General features: G+C 61.4%; 15 protein-coding genes. 8 read left to right on the forward strand and 7 right to left on the reverse strand.

Going from position 1 to position 18,925, the window contains the following annotated elements; all coding sequences use genetic code 11:
* Window positions 1-132: 132 nt before the first annotated feature.
* The 5 genes from NK214_RS06830 to radC form a co-directional block, all read right to left on the reverse strand.
* Window positions 133-1,359, reverse strand: coding sequence for a DUF3443 domain-containing protein (locus NK214_RS06830; protein WP_253314081.1), 1,227 nt, complete (start codon window positions 1,357-1,359; stop codon window positions 133-135).
* 16 nt (window positions 1,360-1,375) lie between these two features.
* Window positions 1,376-1,840, reverse strand: coding sequence for a DUF2844 domain-containing protein (locus NK214_RS06835; protein WP_253314082.1), 465 nt, complete (start codon window positions 1,838-1,840; stop codon window positions 1,376-1,378).
* A 226-nt stretch (window positions 1,841-2,066) separates the two neighbouring features.
* Window positions 2,067-2,444, reverse strand: a complete 378-nt coding sequence (locus NK214_RS06840; RefSeq protein ID WP_019101158.1) for an oxidoreductase — start codon at window positions 2,442-2,444, stop codon at window positions 2,067-2,069.
* A gap of 156 nt (window positions 2,445-2,600) precedes the next feature.
* Window positions 2,601-2,852: a hypothetical protein gene (locus tag NK214_RS06845; RefSeq protein WP_019101157.1), complete on the reverse strand. Its 252-nt coding sequence runs from the start codon at window positions 2,850-2,852 to the stop codon at window positions 2,601-2,603.
* Window positions 2,853-2,952: 100 nt separating this feature from the next.
* Window positions 2,953-3,627, reverse strand: coding sequence for a DNA repair protein RadC (gene radC / locus NK214_RS06850; protein WP_107798595.1), 675 nt, complete (start codon window positions 3,625-3,627; stop codon window positions 2,953-2,955).
* A 157-nt stretch (window positions 3,628-3,784) separates the two neighbouring features.
* Here radC and coaBC point away from each other — a divergent pair, with 157 nt between their 5' ends.
* From coaBC to NK214_RS06865, 3 genes are all read left to right on the forward strand, one after another.
* Window positions 3,785-4,969 (forward strand): bifunctional phosphopantothenoylcysteine decarboxylase/phosphopantothenate--cysteine ligase CoaBC, encoded by a 1,185-nt coding sequence (gene coaBC / locus NK214_RS06855; protein ID WP_227104345.1) that lies wholly within the window; start codon window positions 3,785-3,787, stop codon window positions 4,967-4,969.
* 47 nt (window positions 4,970-5,016) lie between these two features.
* A complete protein-coding gene (dut, locus tag NK214_RS06860; RefSeq protein ID WP_107798593.1) occupies window positions 5,017-5,472 on the forward strand; it encodes a dUTP diphosphatase in 456 nt (151 codons plus the stop codon).
* Window positions 5,473-5,587: 115 nt separating this feature from the next.
* Complete coding sequence (locus NK214_RS06865; protein WP_227104347.1) at window positions 5,588-6,601, forward strand: GGDEF domain-containing protein; 1,014 nt, start codon at window positions 5,588-5,590, stop codon at window positions 6,599-6,601.
* A 214-nt stretch (window positions 6,602-6,815) separates the two neighbouring features.
* On the opposite strand, the gene NK214_RS06870 is transcribed toward NK214_RS06865, so the two are convergent.
* Window positions 6,816-11,627 carry an NAD-glutamate dehydrogenase gene (locus NK214_RS06870; RefSeq protein WP_253314083.1) on the reverse strand — a complete coding sequence of 1,604 codons (4,812 nt, stop codon included), beginning with the start codon at window positions 11,625-11,627 and terminating at the stop codon, window positions 6,816-6,818.
* 515 nt (window positions 11,628-12,142) lie between these two features.
* Between NK214_RS06870 and NK214_RS06875 the strand changes: the two genes are divergently transcribed.
* The 5 genes from NK214_RS06875 (at window position 12,143) to NK214_RS06895 (ending at window position 16,401) form a co-directional block, all read left to right on the forward strand.
* On the forward strand, window positions 12,143-12,907 hold the full coding sequence (locus tag NK214_RS06875) for an ABC transporter substrate-binding protein (protein WP_048407703.1): 765 nt from the start codon (window positions 12,143-12,145) through the stop codon (window positions 12,905-12,907).
* A 165-nt stretch (window positions 12,908-13,072) separates the two neighbouring features.
* Window positions 13,073-13,762 carry an ABC transporter permease gene (locus NK214_RS06880; RefSeq protein ID WP_107798590.1) on the forward strand — a complete coding sequence of 230 codons (690 nt, stop codon included), beginning with the start codon at window positions 13,073-13,075 and terminating at the stop codon, window positions 13,760-13,762.
* Window positions 13,759-14,490 (forward strand): ABC transporter permease, encoded by a 732-nt coding sequence (locus NK214_RS06885; RefSeq protein ID WP_107798589.1) that lies wholly within the window; start codon window positions 13,759-13,761, stop codon window positions 14,488-14,490. The genes NK214_RS06880 and NK214_RS06885 overlap by 4 nt, the downstream gene beginning before the upstream one ends.
* Window positions 14,491-14,517: 27 nt before the next feature.
* A complete protein-coding gene (locus tag NK214_RS06890) occupies window positions 14,518-15,306 on the forward strand; it encodes an ABC transporter ATP-binding protein (protein ID WP_107798588.1) in 789 nt (262 codons plus the stop codon).
* 90 nt (window positions 15,307-15,396) lie between these two features.
* Window positions 15,397-16,401 (forward strand): GlxA family transcriptional regulator, encoded by a 1,005-nt coding sequence (locus NK214_RS06895; RefSeq protein WP_253314084.1) that lies wholly within the window; start codon window positions 15,397-15,399, stop codon window positions 16,399-16,401.
* Window positions 16,402-16,406: 5 nt separating this feature from the next.
* Here NK214_RS06895 and NK214_RS06900 read toward each other — a convergent pair whose 3' ends face one another.
* Entirely contained in the window at window positions 16,407-18,833 is a 2,427-nt protein-coding gene (locus NK214_RS06900) for an ATP-binding protein (RefSeq protein ID WP_253314085.1), read from the reverse strand.
* Between the last annotated feature and the right edge of the window lie 92 nt (window positions 18,834-18,925).

An 18,925-nucleotide genomic window follows, 5' to 3' on the forward strand; every position in this document is an offset into this window, starting at 1 on the left:
GGCGCGAATAAAAAAAAGCCCGGCGCTCGCCGGGCATACAGATTGCTAATTTCAACAAAGGAGAAGTCATCGAGATGACTATCCAGATATAGGACGCTTTATATTGCGTTGCAAGAAACCCGCAAAGCCTTCTCAAAACAGGAACATCGGCCCGCTGCCTAACGGATTGCCCTTCCCTTCCAGGCCGATATACACCTTGCGGCCGTAAAAAAAGGGCAAGCCCCAGTCAAAGTAGCTGCTAAGAAAGCCGCTGGCCGGCCCGCCCACCGCAGGCAGAGCGGAGTAACCTTGCGACAACAGTGTTCCAGCATTGCCCAGATTGAAGCCCACCGCGCTGCTGTTGCCGCCGCCGCTCAAGGTGGCGTTGAGATTCACGGTGCCGCCGGGGCAGAACCAGGTGCTGCTGCCCACCACGCAGGTGGCGATCGTGGCATCGGCGAAAAAAAGCCCATTGGAACCGCTATCCAGAAAGCTGCTGTAGTTGAGCGATTTATAGCTGGTCGTGATCGCGTCCACGCCATTGCCGTCCAGCGTAGTGGGAAAAGCCTTGGCCGAACCCAAAGCGTTGTTGCTCTGCGTGCCCACACCGAAGTACAGCGTTCCGGCGGCGCTGGGCGCGCCGCCGATCGCCACCGCCGGCAATTGCAGCATCACCCCGTTATTGTCGCCGGCGAAACCCGCCACGGGATTGGACACTTGCAAGGCCGCGGCCGCCGGCGCCTGCTGGCAGGTCAAGGCGGTGGGGCAGGTGTAGTAAAAGCCGTTATTGCTAAAGTTGACGCAGTTGCTGCCGCAATCCTGCTGCCGCAGGCCGACGCCCAGAATGCCGTTTGCCCCCAGGACCGACACGCTGCCCAAATTACTCCCCGTCCCGCTGCACGCGCCCGGGATGAAGCCGTAGGCCGGATCGCTGATGATCTGGATGGGCAGGGAGGACGCCGTCTTGCCCGCCATTTTGACATCGGCGTAGCGGACGCTGCCCCAGGTGAAGCCGCTGGCGAACTGCATGCACTCCGCCAGTTGCCGGCTATTCGACGTCACGCCGGGCAGGCTGCCCAGCGTCGATCCGCTCACTGCGCTGGCCAACAGGCGCAAACCGCTGGAGCCGGTATCCACCAGCACCCGGCTGATCGTCTGGCATTGGCTGCCGCCCGGCGCGCACACCGTCACCGACACATAGGGCATATTGATCTGATAAACATTGGCCACCGGCCCGCTGTCTACCGTCAGCGTCACCGAATTGGCCGTCGATCCTCCATTGTCCGGCGGCGCGACGCTGCCGACCCCGCCGCCCCCTCCTCCGCACGCCGTCAACAACAAGGCACAGCTCAACACCAGCCCAAAGATAGCCTGTTTCATCTCGTCCCCGCCCTGATTATTTGAGTTGATCGATGTCGAGGCCCGCCGGCACCAGCGCGGGCACATAGGCCAGGCCGAAGAAAGCGCGCGCGCGCCCGGCGGAGATCACCGTCAGCCCAGGCCCTCGGCCTTCCAAGCGATTCAGACCGGCCCGATTGGACTGCTGCGAGGAAACATAACTGGGAAAGTAATCACCAAGCAGCTGCCTCATATCCGGCAGCGACGCGCCCTGCCACGCCACCGCGAACACAACGCCGTCCGTCTGCCGGACGAACTCGCGGATGAGGCGGCCGGCCTCATCCCGGCTCTGCGCCACGGAATAGACCGCGGGCGGCGCGGCCTTCAAAGCCAGCGCTTGCGGAGCAGCGGCCGCGCGGCCCGCCGGCAAGGGCTGCCCCAAGGTGGCCAAGGCAGGACTGGAGAACAGGCTGAAGCTGAGGCAGAGCAGCAAGGCGCGCCTCGTCTGAAAAGACGTCTGCATGAATACCCCTATCGAATGGAAACGACCGCCGCCCCGGATGCTTTGCCCGGGACTTCTGAATATGCGCGGCGTCGACGCCGCCATCAAAATATAGCACCTCAGCATGAAACGGCTGCCCGATCGAACGGAAGGGAAGAAACGTAGACCATAAAAAAGGGGGGCGAAAGCCCCCCAGCGTCCTCAAAATTCGACCAGCTGCCCGCCAGTCAAATCCTGGATTTCTCCATCAATACGCCAGCGAATCGTCATGCCGGGTCGTCACCAGCTTGCCCGCGCCCAAGGACAGCATCAGCAGGGCGACGCGTTCATGGACGATCACGGTATGGGTATTGCCGGAAAACTGCATGTAACGCCGCAAGTCCTCGCGCACTTTGCGCGAGCCGGTCACATCGATGATGATGTCGATGCTGCTGCCCTGCTCGGCCAGCTCGATGAAATTATCGGTGACGGAAATGCCGCGCTGCTGGGCCAGCAAAATGCCCGGCGAATCCAGATTCAAGTCCGCCACCCCCACCATCCCGACGAAGGGCGCGTCCAACAGCTGCCGCAACAGCGGCGTTCCGGTTTCACCCGCGCCTATCATGCCTACTTTGATCTGTTCCATGCGGCCACCTGAATATGACTATCAAATAAACACCGCACTGTAACAGCTTTAGCCCGGGTCGCTATTTGAGCCAAATCAAGCGGAGCTGCGGGAAGGCCCCACAATGCAGCAGGCCCGGACATCGCCGGGCCTGCGAGCGTAAAGCCTAGAAGGGGTTCAATGCAGATTTTGCTGCGACAAAAAGCGTAGATAGCCAACGCCCTCCAACCAGAAACCGCCATCGGCCAACGGCGTCGCCTCCTCCAGATCCGCCACGGTCAACACCAACTCCTGACCATCCAGATTGGCCTCCAGCACCACATCGTCGTCATCGGAAAACTCTTCGGAAGCCGTATGGAAATCCGGCTTCACGAACTGATTGTTAACCTGAATATAGTCGGACTCATTCAGCAGACGCAGGATGTTCATGGCGACCTCCTAATGATGCGGTGAGAGACAAGGTCCAACAAGACAGCAAAGGCGGCGCCGGTTCCAAGCGTCGCGAGCGCTCCCCGCAACGGCTCAACGCCTACAACCAGCCTCGCTCGGCAAAGGATTCCGCCCGCGCGCCGGTCACGACGAAGTGATCCAGCAACCTTATATCGACCAACTGCAGCGCAGCTTTTAATGTATTGGTTAGAGAATGATCGGCGGCGGATGGTTCGCACACGCCGGATGGATGGTTATGGGCAATGATCACCCCCGCCGCGTTGTTGGCCAGGGCCCGCCGCACCAGTTCGCGCGGATAGACCCGGGTTTCGGTCAGGGTGCCTCGAAACAACTCTTCTACCGCTATCACTCGATTCTGCACGGTCAAAAACACGGCGACGAACACTTCCACATCCTTGCCCGCAATCGCCAGTCTCAGAAAATCGCGCACCTGCCCCGGATCGCGCAAGGCGTCCGTCAGACTCATATTCTCCGCCAAGGCCCGCTGCGCCAACTCCTTGCAGGCCATCAGCTGCGCGTATTTGGCGGCGCCCAGGCCCCTGCGCGCCCGGAACTCTTCAAAACTGGCGTTGAGCAAGCCGGACAGCGAACCGAAGTCCAGCATCAACTGCCTGGCCATCTCCACCGCGCTCAAGCCTTGCATGCCGGTGCGCAGAAAGATGGCGAGCAATTCGGAGTCCGACAACGCCGCCGCTCCCTGGGCCAACAGCTTTTCACGGGGACGCTCGGCCTCCGGCCAATGGGCGATAGACATCTGCACGCTCCTCCTCTGGCTATAGCACTGTTTTCAAGGTCAGACCAAACGCGATGAGGCATGGCTCACCATATCATCGAAGCAATATGCCCGCCAGCGCGCCCAGTCCGTGGAAATCCGCTAAAATTGGACATTTACCGCCTGTTGCGACAAGTCCATGACAAGCAAGAAAATTCTGCTAGGCATTACCGGCGGCGTCGCCGCCTACAAGGCGGCGGAGTTGACCCGCCTTCTCGTCAAAGCCGGCCACAGCGTGGAAGTGGTGATGACGGAAGCGGCCACGCGCTTCGTGACTCCCGCCACCTTCCAGGCCTTGTCCGGCCATGCGGTGTACACCGATCTGTGGGACGAGCGCCCCAGCAACGCAATGGCCCATATCGACCTGTCGCGCCGCGCCGATGTTTTCCTGATCGCGCCGGCCACCGCCAACACGCTGTTCAAGCTGGCCCACGGCGCCTGCGACGATCTGCTGTCCACGCTGGCCGCCGCCCGCGCCTGTCCGCTGATCGTGGCGCCGGCGATGAACCGGCAGATGTGGGACAATCCGCCCAACCAGCGCAATGTCGCGCAGCTGCGCGCCGACGGCGTCGCCGTCTTCGGACCGGCCAACGGCGCCCAGGCCTGCGGCGAAACCGGCGAGGGCCGCATGCTGGAGCCGGAGGAGATCGCAGAGCTGCTGGAAGGGTTTTTCCGGGCCAAGGTGCTGGCCGGCAAGAAGGTGCTGCTCACCGCCGGCCCCAGTTACGAGGCCATAGACGCCGTGCGCGGCATCACCAATATCAGCTCGGGCAAGATGGGCTACGCGCTGGCGCGCGCCTGCCGCGACGCCGGCGCCGAAGTCACGCTGATCTCCGGCCCCACCGGCATGGAGGCCCCGCTGGGCATGCGCCGCATCGACGCGGCCAGCGCCCGGCAAATGCACGACGCGGTGATGACCGAGGTGGGACGCAGCGATATTTTCATTTCCGTCGCGGCGGTGGCCGATTACCGGGTCAAGAACCCGTCCGTCCACAAGATCAAGAAAGGCGCGGCGCCGCCCAGCCTGGAACTGGAGGAAAACCCGGACATTCTCGCCGCCGTCGCCTCCTTGCCCGCCGCTCCGTTCTGCGTCGGCTTCGCGGCGGAAAGTCAGAACCTGCTGGAGTTCGCCGAAGCCAAACGCCTGCGCAAAAAGCTGCCGCTGCTGGTGGCCAACCTGGCGCAGCAAGCCATGGGCGCCGACGACAATCAGGTGGTGCTGCTGGACCAGAACGGCCCCCACCCCTTGCCCGGCATGCCCAAGCCGGACGTGGCCAAGGCCATTGTCGAACATCTGGCCCAGCTGTTGCCGCACAAGCAATAAGCCATCAACACCGCGGCTGCCCCGCGCAGCCGACAGAAAGGACTCTCATGAAAAAACCCGTCATCGACGTCAAGATCTTGGATCCGCGTCTGAAGCAGAATCTGCCCAACTACGCGACGCCGGGCTCCGCCGGACTCGACCTGCGCGCCGCCATCGAGCAGGACATCACCATCGCTCCGGGCGAAACCCAGTTGATCCCCACCGGCATGGCCATCCATATCGCCAACCCCAACCTGGCCGCCATGCTGCTGCCGCGCTCCGGCCTGGGTCACAAGCACGGCATCGTGCTGGGCAATCTGGTGGGCCTGATCGACTCCGACTACCAGGGGCAGTTGTTCGTATCGGTCTGGAACCGCGGACACGAGCCGTTCCGGCTGACGCCGCTGGAACGCATCGCGCAGATGATCATCGTGCCCATCGTCCAGGTGGGCTTCAATATCGTCGACGACTTCGACAGCTCGGAACGCGGCGACGGCGGCTTCGGCAGCACCGGACGCAACTGAGGCCGGCCGCCGCGCGATTGCCTATACTCACACCGTAGCGCAGCCGGCCTCGCACGGCCGGCTTGCGCCGCGCACGCGACCACCGCCCTCAATCGCCGGCAAAGGATGTCCAGGCATGACGCAAGCCCCTCAAGAGGACGACAGCAAGCGGATTCTCGACAATCTGGTCGAACTCACCTCCCAGCGCGAACAGGACATGCTGGAAAGCAGCCTGGCCTCCACCTTGGTCGAGGTGATGCGGGTGGACAAGGTGGAGTTGTTCGCCTGTCGCTGGGTCAACGGCGTGCCCTACACCCGCCGGCGCCTGAGCGCCTCCTCCGTGGACGGCAAGACCCAGATTACGGAAACCGCCAACGACAGTTGGCTGCCGCCGCCCATCTTCCTTTACGACCTGCTCAACTCGCTGGACAGAGACGAGGGCATTTTCCGCATTCCCCACGGCCTATGCCTGCCCTTGCGCTGCATGGGCAGCATCGTGTCCCTGCTGGTCATCCACGTGACGGCGGAGCAAAAGGTCAACAAGGCCATGCTGAAAGCCATGGCCAGGATTCACGAAAACTTCCTGCGCCTGCTGTTCGAGGCGGACCGGGACATGCTCACCGCGCTGAACAATCGCCGTAAATTCGATTTGCGCCTGTTCAACCTGATGGCGGCGCAATTGCAATCCCCCGGCGAAAACCACGCCTGCACCTTGGCGCTGCTGGACGTCGACCATTTCAAGCAGGTCAACGACCAGTTCGGCCACATGGTGGGCGACGAGGTGCTGCTCTTGCTGGCGCAACTGATGCAACAGTCGTTTCGCGAAGACGACAGCTTGTTCCGCTACGGCGGCGAGGAGTTCGCCATCATCTTCCAGGGCTTGCCTCCAAACGAAGCCGCGGTGGCGCTGGAGCGCTTCCGCCAGCGCGTCGAGCAATACTCGTTTCCCCAGGTGGGCCGCCTGACCGTCAGCCTGGGCTTCACCCGCATCCTGCCGCAGCTCTTGCCGGGCCAGCTGGTGGAACAGGCGGACCGAGCGCTGTATTACGCCAAAACGCATGGCCGCAACCTGGTATGCGGTTACGAAGAGCTGGTCGCCGGCGGCCAACTGGACAATGCGCAACGCTTTGGCGAGATCGATCTGTTCTAAGCGCCCGTTAAAACAGGCAAGCGGAACCCACTCAAACCATCCAAGCCTTTCGAAGACGGTTTCAGCGCCCTTCGTCCTCCATCCTGCCGACACGCGGCCCATCGTAAACAGATTCCAAATTTTCCCTGCCCCGCGTCCCAAGCAGGCCCTCCGGACGCAAAAAAAACCGGCTCCTAAGAGCCGGTTTTCAATTGACGCGATCCCTAGCGGGCGATCAGGCCAGCAGGTGGTTGCTCAGTTCGCGCATGCCGGCCGACAGCATGGCCAGATCCAACACGCTGAACGACTGCAGCTCGGCGAACATCTGCGCGCACACCTCCACTTCGTGATGGCGCTTCTCCATCCACTGCTGCGCAAACGCTTCCGCGCCGGCGGCGTCCTGCAAGGCCTGCCCCGCCAGATTGCGATGCACGCGGTACAAGTCGTCGCGCAGCGCGGAGCGCGCCAGCGACTGCCAGCGGTTGTCGCGCGGCAGGCTGGTGATCGCGTCGCGCAGCCAATCCAGCTGCATCGCGTGGCCCAACTGGTAGTAGTTCTTAGCCAGCTGCTCCAGCGGCAATGCGCTGCCTTCGCTGATTTCGATGATGTCCATCAACGGCACGGCGAACTCCAGACGCGCCAGCACCTGCGCCAGCGGCTGCGGCATGCCCGGCTGGCTCAGGCGCGCTTCCAGCGCCTCCACTGCCGGGTAGCTGCCGGAAGCGATCAGCTGAGGCAGTTGCGTCAACAGCGCTTTCACCTTGGTGGCGTACTGCTCGATCACGGCGTTCACCGAGGCGAACGGACGCTTGTTGCGCAGCACCCAACGCGTCACACGCTCCACCAGCGTGCGCACCAGCACCATCATTTCCACCTGATGATCCGCCGACACCTTGTTGTCCAACGCTTCGATCTCGCTCCACAGGCGCTCGGCGTCGAACACGCGGCTGGCAATCCACCAGGCGCGGGCGATGTCGCCGGCGGAGAACGGAGACTCTTCCTGCATGCGGAACACGAAGGTGGTGCCCATGCGGTTGATGATCTGGTTGGCCAACTGGTTGGCGATGATCTCCCGCTTCAGCTGATGCTGCTGCATCTGCGCGCCGAAGCGCTGCTGCAGCGGTTTCGGGAAGTAATGGGTCAGGATGGACAGGAAGTCCGCGTCGTCCGGCACATCAGTCGCCAGAATCGCCTGATCCAGCGAAATCTTGCTGTAGGACAGCAGCACCGCGATTTCCGGCACGGTCAGACCCTGACGCGCCAGGCGGCGCTCATTGATCTGGGTTTCGGACGGCAGGTACTCGATTTCGCGGTTCAGTTCGCCGGTTTTCTCCATGTGCGCGATCATGCGCGCATGGGTGGTCAGCATCGCGGCGGCCTCCTGGCGTTTGATCGCCAGGATCTGGGTCTGCTGGATATTGTTGCGCAACACCAGCTGCGCCACCTCGTCGGTCATTTCCGCCAGCAGTTGATTGCGCTGCTTCAAGGTCATGTCGCCAGCCTGCATTACGCCGCCCAGCAGAATCTTGATGTTGACTTCGTGGTCGGAGCAGTCCACGCCGGCGGAGTTGTCGATGGCGTCGGTGGCGATGCGGCCGCCGTTCAGCGCGAACTCGACGCGACCCAGTTGAGTGCACGTCAGGTTGCCGCCTTCGGCCACCACCCGGGCTTGCAAATCGCGGCCGTCGACGCGCACCGGATCGTTGGCGCGGTCGCGCGCGTCGGCGTGGCTTTGGCTGGACGCCTTGACGTAGGTGCCGATGCCGCCGTTGTACAGCAGGTCGATCTTGGCCTTGAGGATCTCGTGGATCAGCTCGTTCGGCGCCATGCTGTCCTTGTCGGTCTCCAACCAGGCCTTCACTTCCGGCGACAGCGGGATGGACTTGGCCGAGCGTTCGAAGATGCCGCCGCCCTTGGAGATCAGCTCGCGCTTGTAATCGGTCCAGCTGGAACGCGGCAGTTTGAACAGACGCGCGCGCTCGGCGTAGCTCTTGGCCGCGTCCGGCGTCGGATCCAGGAAGATGTGCAGGTGATTGAACGCCGCTTTCAGGCAGATGTGCTCGGACAGCAGCATGCCGTTGCCGAACACGTCGCCGGCCATATCGCCGATGCCGATCACGCTGAAATCCTGCTCCTGGGTGTTGACGCCCAGGTGGCGGAAATGGCGCTTGACCGATTCCCAAGCGCCGCGGGCGGTAATGCCCATGCCCTTGTGGTCGTAACCCGCGGAACCGCCGGAGGCGAAGGCGTCGCCCAGCCAGAAGCCGTAATCGGCGGAAATGCCGTTGGCGATGTCGGAGAAAGTGGCCGTGCCCTTGTCGGCCGCCACCACCAGGTACGGATCGTCCGGATCCAGGCGGCGGACATCCGCCGGCGGCACGATCTGGCCGTTCACCAGATTGTCGGTGACGTCCAGCAGCGCGGAGATGAAGATCTTGTAGCAGGCGACGCCTTCCGCCAGGAACGCCTCGCGGTCGCTAGGCGCCGGCAGTTGCTTGCCGACGAAGCCGCCTTTGGAGCCCATGGGCACGATCACCGAGTTCTTCACCATCTGCGCCTTCACCAGGCCCAGCACTTCGGTGCGGAAATCCTCCATGCGATCGGACCAGCGCAAGCCGCCGCGCGCCACTTTGGAGCCGCGCAGATGCACGCCCTCCACGCGCGGGCTGTACACCCAGATTTCGAACATCGGGCGCGGCTGCGGCAGGAAGGGAAGCAGATTGGATTCCAGCTTGAACGAGATATAGGACTTGAACTCGCCGTCGGCGCCCTTCTGCCAGAAGTTGGTGCGGCGGGTGGCCAGGATCACCGACAGGAAACCGTTCAGAATGCGGTCTTCGTCCAGATTGGCCACGCCGTCCAGCTGCTCGCGCAGCTTGGCCAGCAAGGCGTCGGCGCGCGCGTCGTCGGCATGCGCCGGGTCCAGACGCACGGCGAACAGTTCAACCAGCAAGCGGGTGATGGCCGGGTAATTGGCCACGCACTGCTCGATGTAAGCCTGGCTGAAGGTCAGGCCGCCCTGGCGCAGGTACTTGGCCAAGGCGCGCACCAGCGAAATTTCACGCCAGTCCAACCCGGCCACCAGCGCCAGGCGGTTGAAGCCGTCGTTCTCGCAACGTTTGGCGAACACCTGGGTCAGCAGCTCCTGGAAGTCCTGCTGCACTTCTTCGCTGGCGATCTGCTCTTCCGCGGAGCCCACATCCAGGCCGAAGTCGCTGATCCACACCTGACGGCCGTCCGCGCGCTGCACGCAGTACGGATGCTCGTCGCGGACCTTGACGCCCATGTTTTCCAAAATCGGCAGGCTGGCGGACAGGCCCAACGCCTCGCCTTCGCGGAACAGCTTCAGATTGAAAGCCGAGGCGCCGCGATGGAAGGGCCGGTACAACTTCATCGCCAGCGGGGAGTCGGCGTTGACCGATTCGATATGCTGGATGTCCAGCACCGCGTTGCGCACCGCGAACTCTTCGCGGTAAGCCACCGGGAAAGCGCCCTTGTAACGGTTGAACAGCGCGTTGCCCAGTTCTTCGCCGTGGGTTTCCACCAGCAGTTGATGCAGCTCTTCCACCCAGCCGCGCACCAGGCGGGCGATTTCGGCCTCGATGTCGGCCTCGTGGAATTCCGGCAATTTGGCGGCGTTGGTGCGGATGATGTAATGCACGCGTGCCAGCGAGCCGTCGCTGATCTGCACGCTGAACTCGGCGCTGGTACCGTTGAAGGCGTTCATCAACACCTTCTCTATCTTCAGGCGCACTTCGGTGTTGAAGCTGTCGCGCGGCACGTAGACCAGGCAGCTGACGTAGCGGTGGTAGCGGTCTTTGCGCACGAACAGGCGCACGCGCGGGCGTTCCTGCAGGCTGACGATGCCCTCGGAGATCGGTCCCAACACCTCGGCCGGGATTTCGAACAGTTCGTCGCGCGGATAGGCCTCCAGCACAAAGCTCAAGGTCTTGGATTTATAGCTGTCGTCCACGTAGTCGCAGTTGCTGACCACGGTCGCCACTTTCTGGCGCAGGATGGGCACGTCCTTGGGGGAGTCCTGGTAGGCGCTGGCGGTGTACAGGCCCAGGAAGCGGCGCTCGCCTATCACTTCGCCCTTGTCGTTGAAACGCTTGATGCCGACAAAATCGATGTAGGCCGGGCGGTGAATGATGGAGCGGGTCTGCGATTTGTTCAGAATGATCAGTTGCGGCAGGTGAGCCAGTTCACGCAGCTCCTGCGGCAGCTGTTCGAAGCTGGCGGAGTATTCCTTGTCGCCCTGGTCCTTCAAGATGCCCAGACCGGAGGTTTTGACGATCTTCAGGCTGTCCTTGCCGTTGCGGCGCACCAGGTCGTAATCGCAATACCCCATGAACAGGAAGTTGCGCTTGGACATCCAGGCCAGGAAGTCCACCGCCTCCTTGGCTTCCGCCGCGCGTTTGCCCTTGACCAGGGACAGGTCCTTGCTGATGTCGGCCAACACTTCGCGCATCTTGGGCTCGTCGCTCACCACCAAGCGGATGTCTACAATCACGCGGTTCAAATCCGCTTCCAGCTGCTTCAGCACCGCCGGATCGGTGACTCGGTCAATCTGCACGTGGATGAAGGACTCCAGCGGCAGGCTGCGGTCCTCGGTGCGCTTGACCGCCTGGATCGCGCCGTTCTTGTCGCGGCCCACCGACAGCACCGGGTGCACCAGCAGGTGCAGGTTCAGGCTATGGCGCGACAGCAGCATGGTGATGGAGTCGATCAGGAACGGCATATCGTCGTTGACCACTTCAATCACGGTATGGGTGCTTTGCCAACCGTCGCGCTCGAAATCCGGGTTGTAAATGCGCGCCTTGTGCTGACCGGCCGCGCGCTTGGCGCCGAACGCGTAATGCGCCGACGCGGCGCCGAACAAATCCAGCGACGAAAACTGTCTAAGGTCGGCATGCTCGGCTTCCTCGAAGTAGATCGGGAAGAAGGGTTCGAGCTGGTGTTTCTCCTTTTCGGAAAGCTTGGTCTCTGCTACAGCCTGAATATCGGCGATCAGGCTCGCGAGTTCGGTCTTATTGGTAAGCGACATGTTGCTTCTCTTGTTGTGTGCACGGAGTGTGTCGAGGCATTGTAGATACCCCCTTCATGCCGGGATTTCCTTAATGCGACGTGGACGTACATTTTCATGGAAAAGCCTGTTCGCCCCCATCGAATGCCGCAGGGATAAATCGTGGCGAACGCCACTTTTAGCCTTATAGCAATGCGACGGCGGCTTACAAGTTTCTCTCCCAGCCCCACATTGTACACAAGTCCAAAAAAGAAATATAAGTCATTGATTTTTCATACATTTCACATGAAGCAAGAATATCGGTTAAAATACGAACACTTGCTCACACCGATTGCCAGACAATGGCCCCATCTTGCGCACGGCGGATAACCGTTGCAAGCTGCGGCCAACTACTGGCAAAAGTAGAAAAAACTACAATGGTTCCGGCTTGGGCGAGACACCGTGAGCAGCCTCGTTCCAAGCGCCGGGTTTACAAGCTTGGGTTTGCGTTCGTCGCAACGACGCGAACACCCGATAGAGAAGTAGAAATCCACGCCATGAAAAAAGTCCTGATCGCCTCCGCAGCGGCAGCTCTGCTGTCCGGTTTTTCCGTCCAAGCAGAGACTCTGCGTTTTGGGGTTGACCTCAATTACCCGCCGTTCTCCAAACAAGGCGCCGATGGCAAGCCGCAAGGCTTCGACATCGACATGGCCAATGCCCTTTGCGCCGCCATGAAAGTCAGCTGTCAAATCGTTCCGCAAGACTGGGACGGCCTGATTCCCGCCCTCAACGCCAACAAATTCGACGCCATTCTGTCCTCGATGCAAATCACCGAGGAACGCAAGAAAGCCGTCGACTTCAGCCGCAAGTACTACAACATCGCCAGCCGCATCGTCGCCAAATCCGGCACCGCCGTTGACCAGAACAGCTTCAAGGGCAAGAAGATCGGCGTGCTGCGCGCCTCCACTCAGGAAAAGTTTGCCAAGGACTACTGGGGCAAATCCGGCGCCACCATCGTGCCGTACGCCAAGTCGCCCGAGTCCTTCCTGGACCTGAAGTCCGGCCGTGTTGACGCCGTCTTCGTCGATGGCGCCGTCGGCGATCAAGAGTTCCTGAAAACCGCCAACGGCAAGGGCTACGCCTTTGTCGGCCCGAACTACGCCGACGTCAAATACTTCGGCCTGGGCGCGGGCATCGCCGTCAAGAAAGGCAATAAGGCGCTGGCCGAACGCCTGAACAAGGCGATTGATCAGGTGCGCAAGGACGGCAGCTACAAGAAAGTCCAAGACAAGTACTTCAGCTTCGACGTCTACGGCGGCTAAACCCCTCGTAACCGCATCCGTCCCGGCCAAGCGCCCTAGGCGCTGGGCGGCTTGCTGCCGCCCGCACCGCGCGCCTCGCCGGGACTTTTTTGTTCGGCCGTTCCCCCATGCGGCCGAGCAAGGACCGGCCTTGCGCGCAAGGCTGACGAATGAGGCAGTAACACCATGTTTTTGCAAGGTTACCTTCCCAGCATATTGCAAGGAGCAGTGCTCACATTGCAGCTGGCCGGCTCAGCACTGCTCGTATCCATCGTGCTGGGCCTGATTGGCGCGCTGTTCAAATCCGCTCACTCCAAACCGCTGGTCTGGCTGGCGGAACTCTATTCCACCGTGGTCCGAGGCGTGCCCGATTTGGTCTGGATGTTTCTGCTGTTCTTCGGCGTCCAGATGATGATCAACGACCTCTGCGGCCGCATGGGCTGGGAAAGTCCCAATATCGATCCCTTCGTCGCCGGCGTGCTGACCCTGGGCTTCATCTTCGGCGCTTATATGACGGAAACCTTCCGCGGCGCGATGATGGCTGTGCCCAAAGGACAGATGGAGGCCGGCATGGCCTACGGCATGACGCCGCTGCGCGTGTTCTTCCGCATCACCGTTCCGCAGATGATTCGCTTCGCCCTGCCCAGTTTCTCCAATAACTGGCTGGTGCTGGTCAAATCCACCGCCCTGGTTTCGGTCATCGGCCTGAACGACGTGATGTATCGCGCCGACGCGGCCAAATCCACCACCCAGGAACCCTTCACCGTCTATCTGATCGTGGGCCTGCTGTTCCTGGCGATCACCGGGGTGTCCAATCTGCTGTTGGGCAAACTGGAAAAACGCTATTCGCTGGGCGTCAAGGAGAGCGGACTGTGATCGACTTCCAACTGATTCTGGACAAACTGCCCGCCTTCTTCGGCGGCGGAGACGGCAACGCCGTCATGAGCAGCCGCGACGGCTTGGTGATGACGCTGGAACTGCTGTTCATCTCCCTTATTCTGGGCATGGCGATGGCCGTTCCGATGGCGCTGATGCAAGTCTCCAAAAACCGGCTGGCCTCCGGCGCGGTCCGCGTTTACGGCTATGTCTTCCGCGGCACGCCGCTCTTGGTCCAGCTGTTCATCATTTATTACGGTCTGGCCCAGTTTGGCTGGATCCGCGACAGCTGGGCCTGGCACTACCTGCAGGAAGCCTATTTCTGCGCCATCCTCGCCTTCACCCTGAACACGGCGGCCTACACCACCGAAATCATCGCCGGCCAGATCCGCAACACCCACTGGGGCGAGATCGAAGCCGCCCAGGCCATGGGCATGAGCAAATGGCTGATGATGCGCCGCATTGTGCTGCCCTCGGCGCTGCGCCGCGCTTTGCCCGCCTACAGCAATGAAGTCATCATGATGCTGCAAAGCACCGCCATCGCCGGCCTGGTCACTCTGGCGGACATTACCGGCGTGGCTCGCCGCATCTACGCGGACAGTTACATGGCTTTCGAGCCCTTCCTCACCGCAGGCGCCATTTACCTTGCGCTCACCTTCCTGCTGGTCTGGTTGATGAAGCAGGCGGAAAAACGCTGGCTGGCCTATTTGGCGCCACGCAAGCACTAATGCGGATAGCGATACAGGAACACCATCATGCACACCCCCACCGATAAGAATCTGAAGCTGCAAGTCAGCGATCTGCATAAGAGCTACGGCTCGCACGAAGTGCTGAAGGGCGTGTCGCTGACCGCTCACGCCGGCGACGTCATCAGCATTATCGGCTCCTCCGGCTCAGGCAAAAGCACCTTTCTGCGCTGCATCAACATGCTGGAGCAGCCCAATAGCGGCCGCATTCTCGCCGCCGGCGAAGAACTCAAGCTGGTATCCGATCGCAAGACCGGCGCGCTCAAGGCCGCCGACGCCAATCAGCTGGCGCGCATCCGCACCAAACTGGCCATGGTGTTCCAGCACTTCAATCTATGGGCGCACATGACGGTGCTGGAAAACATCGTCGAAGCGCCCATTCACGTGCTGGGGCTCAGCCGGGACGAAGCCTGCGCCCGGGCCCGCAAATACCTGGACAAGGTCGGCCTGCGCGGCGTCGAAGACAAGTATCCGGCCCATATGTCCGGCGGCCAGCAGCAGCGCGTCGCCATCGCCCGCGCGCTGGCGATGGAACCGGAAGTGATGCTGTTCGACGAACCCACCTCGGCGCTGGACCCGGAACTGGTCGGCGAAGTGCTGCGCGTGATGAAAGACCTGGCCGGCGAAGGCCGCACCATGGTGGTGGTCACCCACGAAATGGGCTTCGCCCGCGAAGTGTCCAACCACGTCATCTTCCTGCACCAGGGCCGGATAGAGGAGCAAGGCCACCCCAAGGAAGTGCTGATCCGCCCGCAAAGCGAGCGATTGGTACAATTCCTCTCCGGCAGCCTGAAATAAATCGTACAATAGGAAAATGTCGCACACCATGCCGGCCTCATGCCCGGCATGGTGTGTTTTTGTAATCTCCACCCTTCGCCGCGAAAACCAATGGGTCAGCATCCGTCCCACCCCGCCAAGCCTCTGCGCTACGGCTTCCTGCTCTTGCCCCATGCCTCGATGGCGGATTACGCCATCGCCTCCGAGGTTCTGCTGCACGCCAATTGGCTGGCGGAGAAAAAACTCTACGAAACCCTGCTGCTTTCCCTGGACGGACAAGCGGTGCCGCTTTCCAACGGCACGCGGCTGGCGGTGGATCTGCCGCTGGACGGCGCCCCCAAGCTGGATTGCCTGCTGATCCTGGCCGACGACATCAATCCCGACTTCAGCCTGGACGTCCTGAGCAAGGGGCTCACCGCCTGCGGCCCGGATAAAATCCAACTGGGCGGCATCGGCTGCGGCAGCTATTGGCTGGCCCGCACCGGACACTTCAACGGCCTGCGCGCAACAATACACTGGCGCGAGATCAGCCGTTTCACCGAAGAGTTTCCGGACATCATCACCTCGTCCAATCTATTTGAAATCGACGGCAAACGCCTCAGCTGCGCAGGCGGAGCGGCCACTTTCGATTTCATGCTGACCCAGGTTGGCAATCAGCACGGCCACGAATTTGTCGCTCAGCTGTCGGAACTGTTCAGCATGGAACGCATCCGTCCCGGCAATGAACGCCAACGCATCCCCCTGGCTACCCGCATCGGCGGCAGCCAGCCCAAGTTGACGGAAGCGGTCAGCCTGATGGAGGCCAATATCGAAGAGCCGCTGAGCACCGACGACATCGCCTACTATGTCGGCGTCTCCCGACGCCAGCTGGAACGGCTGTTCAAACAATACCTGAGCACGGTGCCGTCCAAATACTATCTGGAGTTGCGCCTGAGCCGAGCGCGCCAGCTATTGCAGCAAACCAGCAAATCCATCGTCCAGATCGGTCTGGCCTGCGGCTTCTCCAGCGGCCCCCATTTCTCCAGCACCTATCGCAACCATTTCGGCATCACCCCGCGCGAAGAACGCTCGCATCGCACGCAGACCGCAACGCCGGCTCCGGCCCCCAAGAGCTAGCACCGTCAAACACCGGCGCCGCAGCCGTCAGGCGAGGGCACCGGAGCACGCTCCGGCTCGCCTTGGCGCGACAAAGGCAACTCGATCCGGAAGCAAGCGCCGCTGGCCGGGATGTTTTCCGCCGAGATCAGGCCACCGTACTGCTCCACAATCGTCTGGCAGATGGACAAACCCAGCCCCATTCCGTTTGGCTTGGTTGAAAAGAATGGATGGAACAGCACCTCCAATGAACTCGGCGTAATACCGCGACCGGTGTCCCGCACCTCCAGAATCGCTTTCTTGCCTTCTCGCCGGGTATGCACGATCACATGGCGCTTCATCATCGGCTCGTCGCGCAAGGCGTCCATCGCGTTTGACAGCAGATTCAGCACCACCTGCTCCAGCTGAATGCTGTCGGCCAACACCGCCACCGGATAACCCGACAACAGCTGAACCACCTCGATGCCGCGCTCCTTCAGATCGTACTCGGCCAGGAACATGCAATTGCCCACCACCTGGTTCAAATCGATCAGCCGCGTCTCGATCGCGCGCTTGCTGACCAAGGCGCGCAAGCGCTTGATGATCTCCCCCGCTCTCTCTGCCTGCGCCACCGCCAGACGCAGCGCTGCGTTCACCTGAGCCGGCGCCTCCTCAACCCCCTCCAGCAACTGAATGCTGGCCTGGCAATAATTAGCGATCGCCGTCAGAGGCTGATTCAGCTCATGCGCGATGCCGGACGCCATTTCACCCATCGTATGCAGCCGGGCCACATGGGACAGTTTCTCCAAGTGCTCTTTGACTTTGCTCTCGCTGGCCTCCAACGCCGCCACCGTGCGTTGCCGCAAAGGCCCCAGGTCGCGCAAGGCGCACACCACGCCGATCAGCCCCCCTTCCCGCGAGAACAACGGCGATACCCCGCCCTCCACCGAACGAATCTGACCTCGCGCCGACGTCAGCTGCATCCTCTCCGCCAACACCACCGGCTGCGCGGTCCGGAAACACTCTCGGATCGGATCCTCCGCCAGCTCCGCGGCCAACTCGGCCTGCAAGTGGAACACCTCGTGGCAGACGCGGCCAACCACCTCCTCCGCCGCCATGCCCATCAACTCCAAGGCCATCGGGTTTGCCAGCTCGATCGCATGGTCCTGGCGCAGAATGATCACCCCGTCATGAATCGCGCTCAGCGTGACGGACGCCCGTTCGCTCTGCAGAAAGATCGCCTCGTCCGATTGCTGACGTTCATGCCGCAAAGCCATTCTTTGCAAGTGAACCAGGCCGGCGAACACGAAGAAAGCCAGCAACAAAGACTGCTGCCACAGCCAAGGCAACAACGCCAAGTCCGTCACTCTGACATCCCTAGCCACGCCCAGCACAAAAGGCTGGGCCACGCTGGACAGCGGAAGCCGAGCCTCCAGCCTACGCAACACCGGCCACCAATCACGCTCGGACGAAGTATGCAGGCGCTGAAACAAGGGCGCGCCCGGCGCAAGGACGCCGTCCAGGTACAGGGTCAAGTCCAATCCAGGCAACAAGCGCTCCAGAGCCGGCGCCTGCAATAGGCGATCGCAAAACACCACCAGGCCCACCACGCCAACCAATTTGCCCGGCGCCTTCTCCCTATCTTCGAACAAGGGCTGGAACAAGAAATAAGCGCGTCCACCGCCCTCGTGCAACTCGAACGCGCCGCTGGCCACTCGCTGCCCAGTCTCCAAGGCCCTGCTCAAGGCCGGCCGGAAATAAGCATCGCCCAAAATATCGTAGCCAAACATCGGACCGGCTTCCGGCCGATCCGGCTCCAGCATGGAAATCACCAATGACTGCGGACGCACGGCGGCCGGCCGCCATGCCCGATTGCCCGCCACGTCGAAATCGCGAATGTAAAAGGTCGCGCCAAACTTGCCGCTCATCTGGCGCAAGAAGAGCGGCCTCTCCGCCAAGGGCACGCTTTGAAAAAAGATAAAGGAATGAAGCTGCGGATAATGGGGCAATAGCTCGCGCGCAAAGGTGGACAGCTCAGATGCCTCAAATGGCCGGCTTGCCGCCATCAGCGCATCCACGGAAGACAGCACCGACTCATTCTGGTCCAGCTTGCGCGCCACCATTGCATGCGCCCGCTGCGCCACTGATTCGAACTCGTCCCTCAAACGCTGCAGCTCCCCCATCCCCCACAGCACCGTCACCAACAAGGCGCAGAGAGCCCAGGCCAATACAAATAAATGCACACCATCCCGCCTGAAATTTCTCAAAATTCCCGCCTCGATTCCCGATCTTGATGCTGGAATTCTATTCATAACCAATAGGTTCTGCTGAGTAATTAGCCGAAATTTCAGTAAAAATAAGTGAAAATACAGCCACAAAAAGAACAATGGCTTAATAATCAAGGAGAAAGCTAAAGAATGGGGAAGACAGGAAGGAGAGTTCGATCGCGCCGTCTGGCGGTCAGCACAATGCATAAAGCCCAGCTCGTGTGAGCTGGGCTTTGCAATGGGGCGTCTGGCGGTGTCCTACTTTCACATGGCGAATGCCACACTATCATCGGCGCTAA

Origin of the sequence: Chromobacterium sp. S0633 (assembly GCF_024158805.1) — a bacterium.
Classification (GTDB): domain Bacteria; phylum Pseudomonadota; class Gammaproteobacteria; order Burkholderiales; family Chromobacteriaceae; genus Chromobacterium.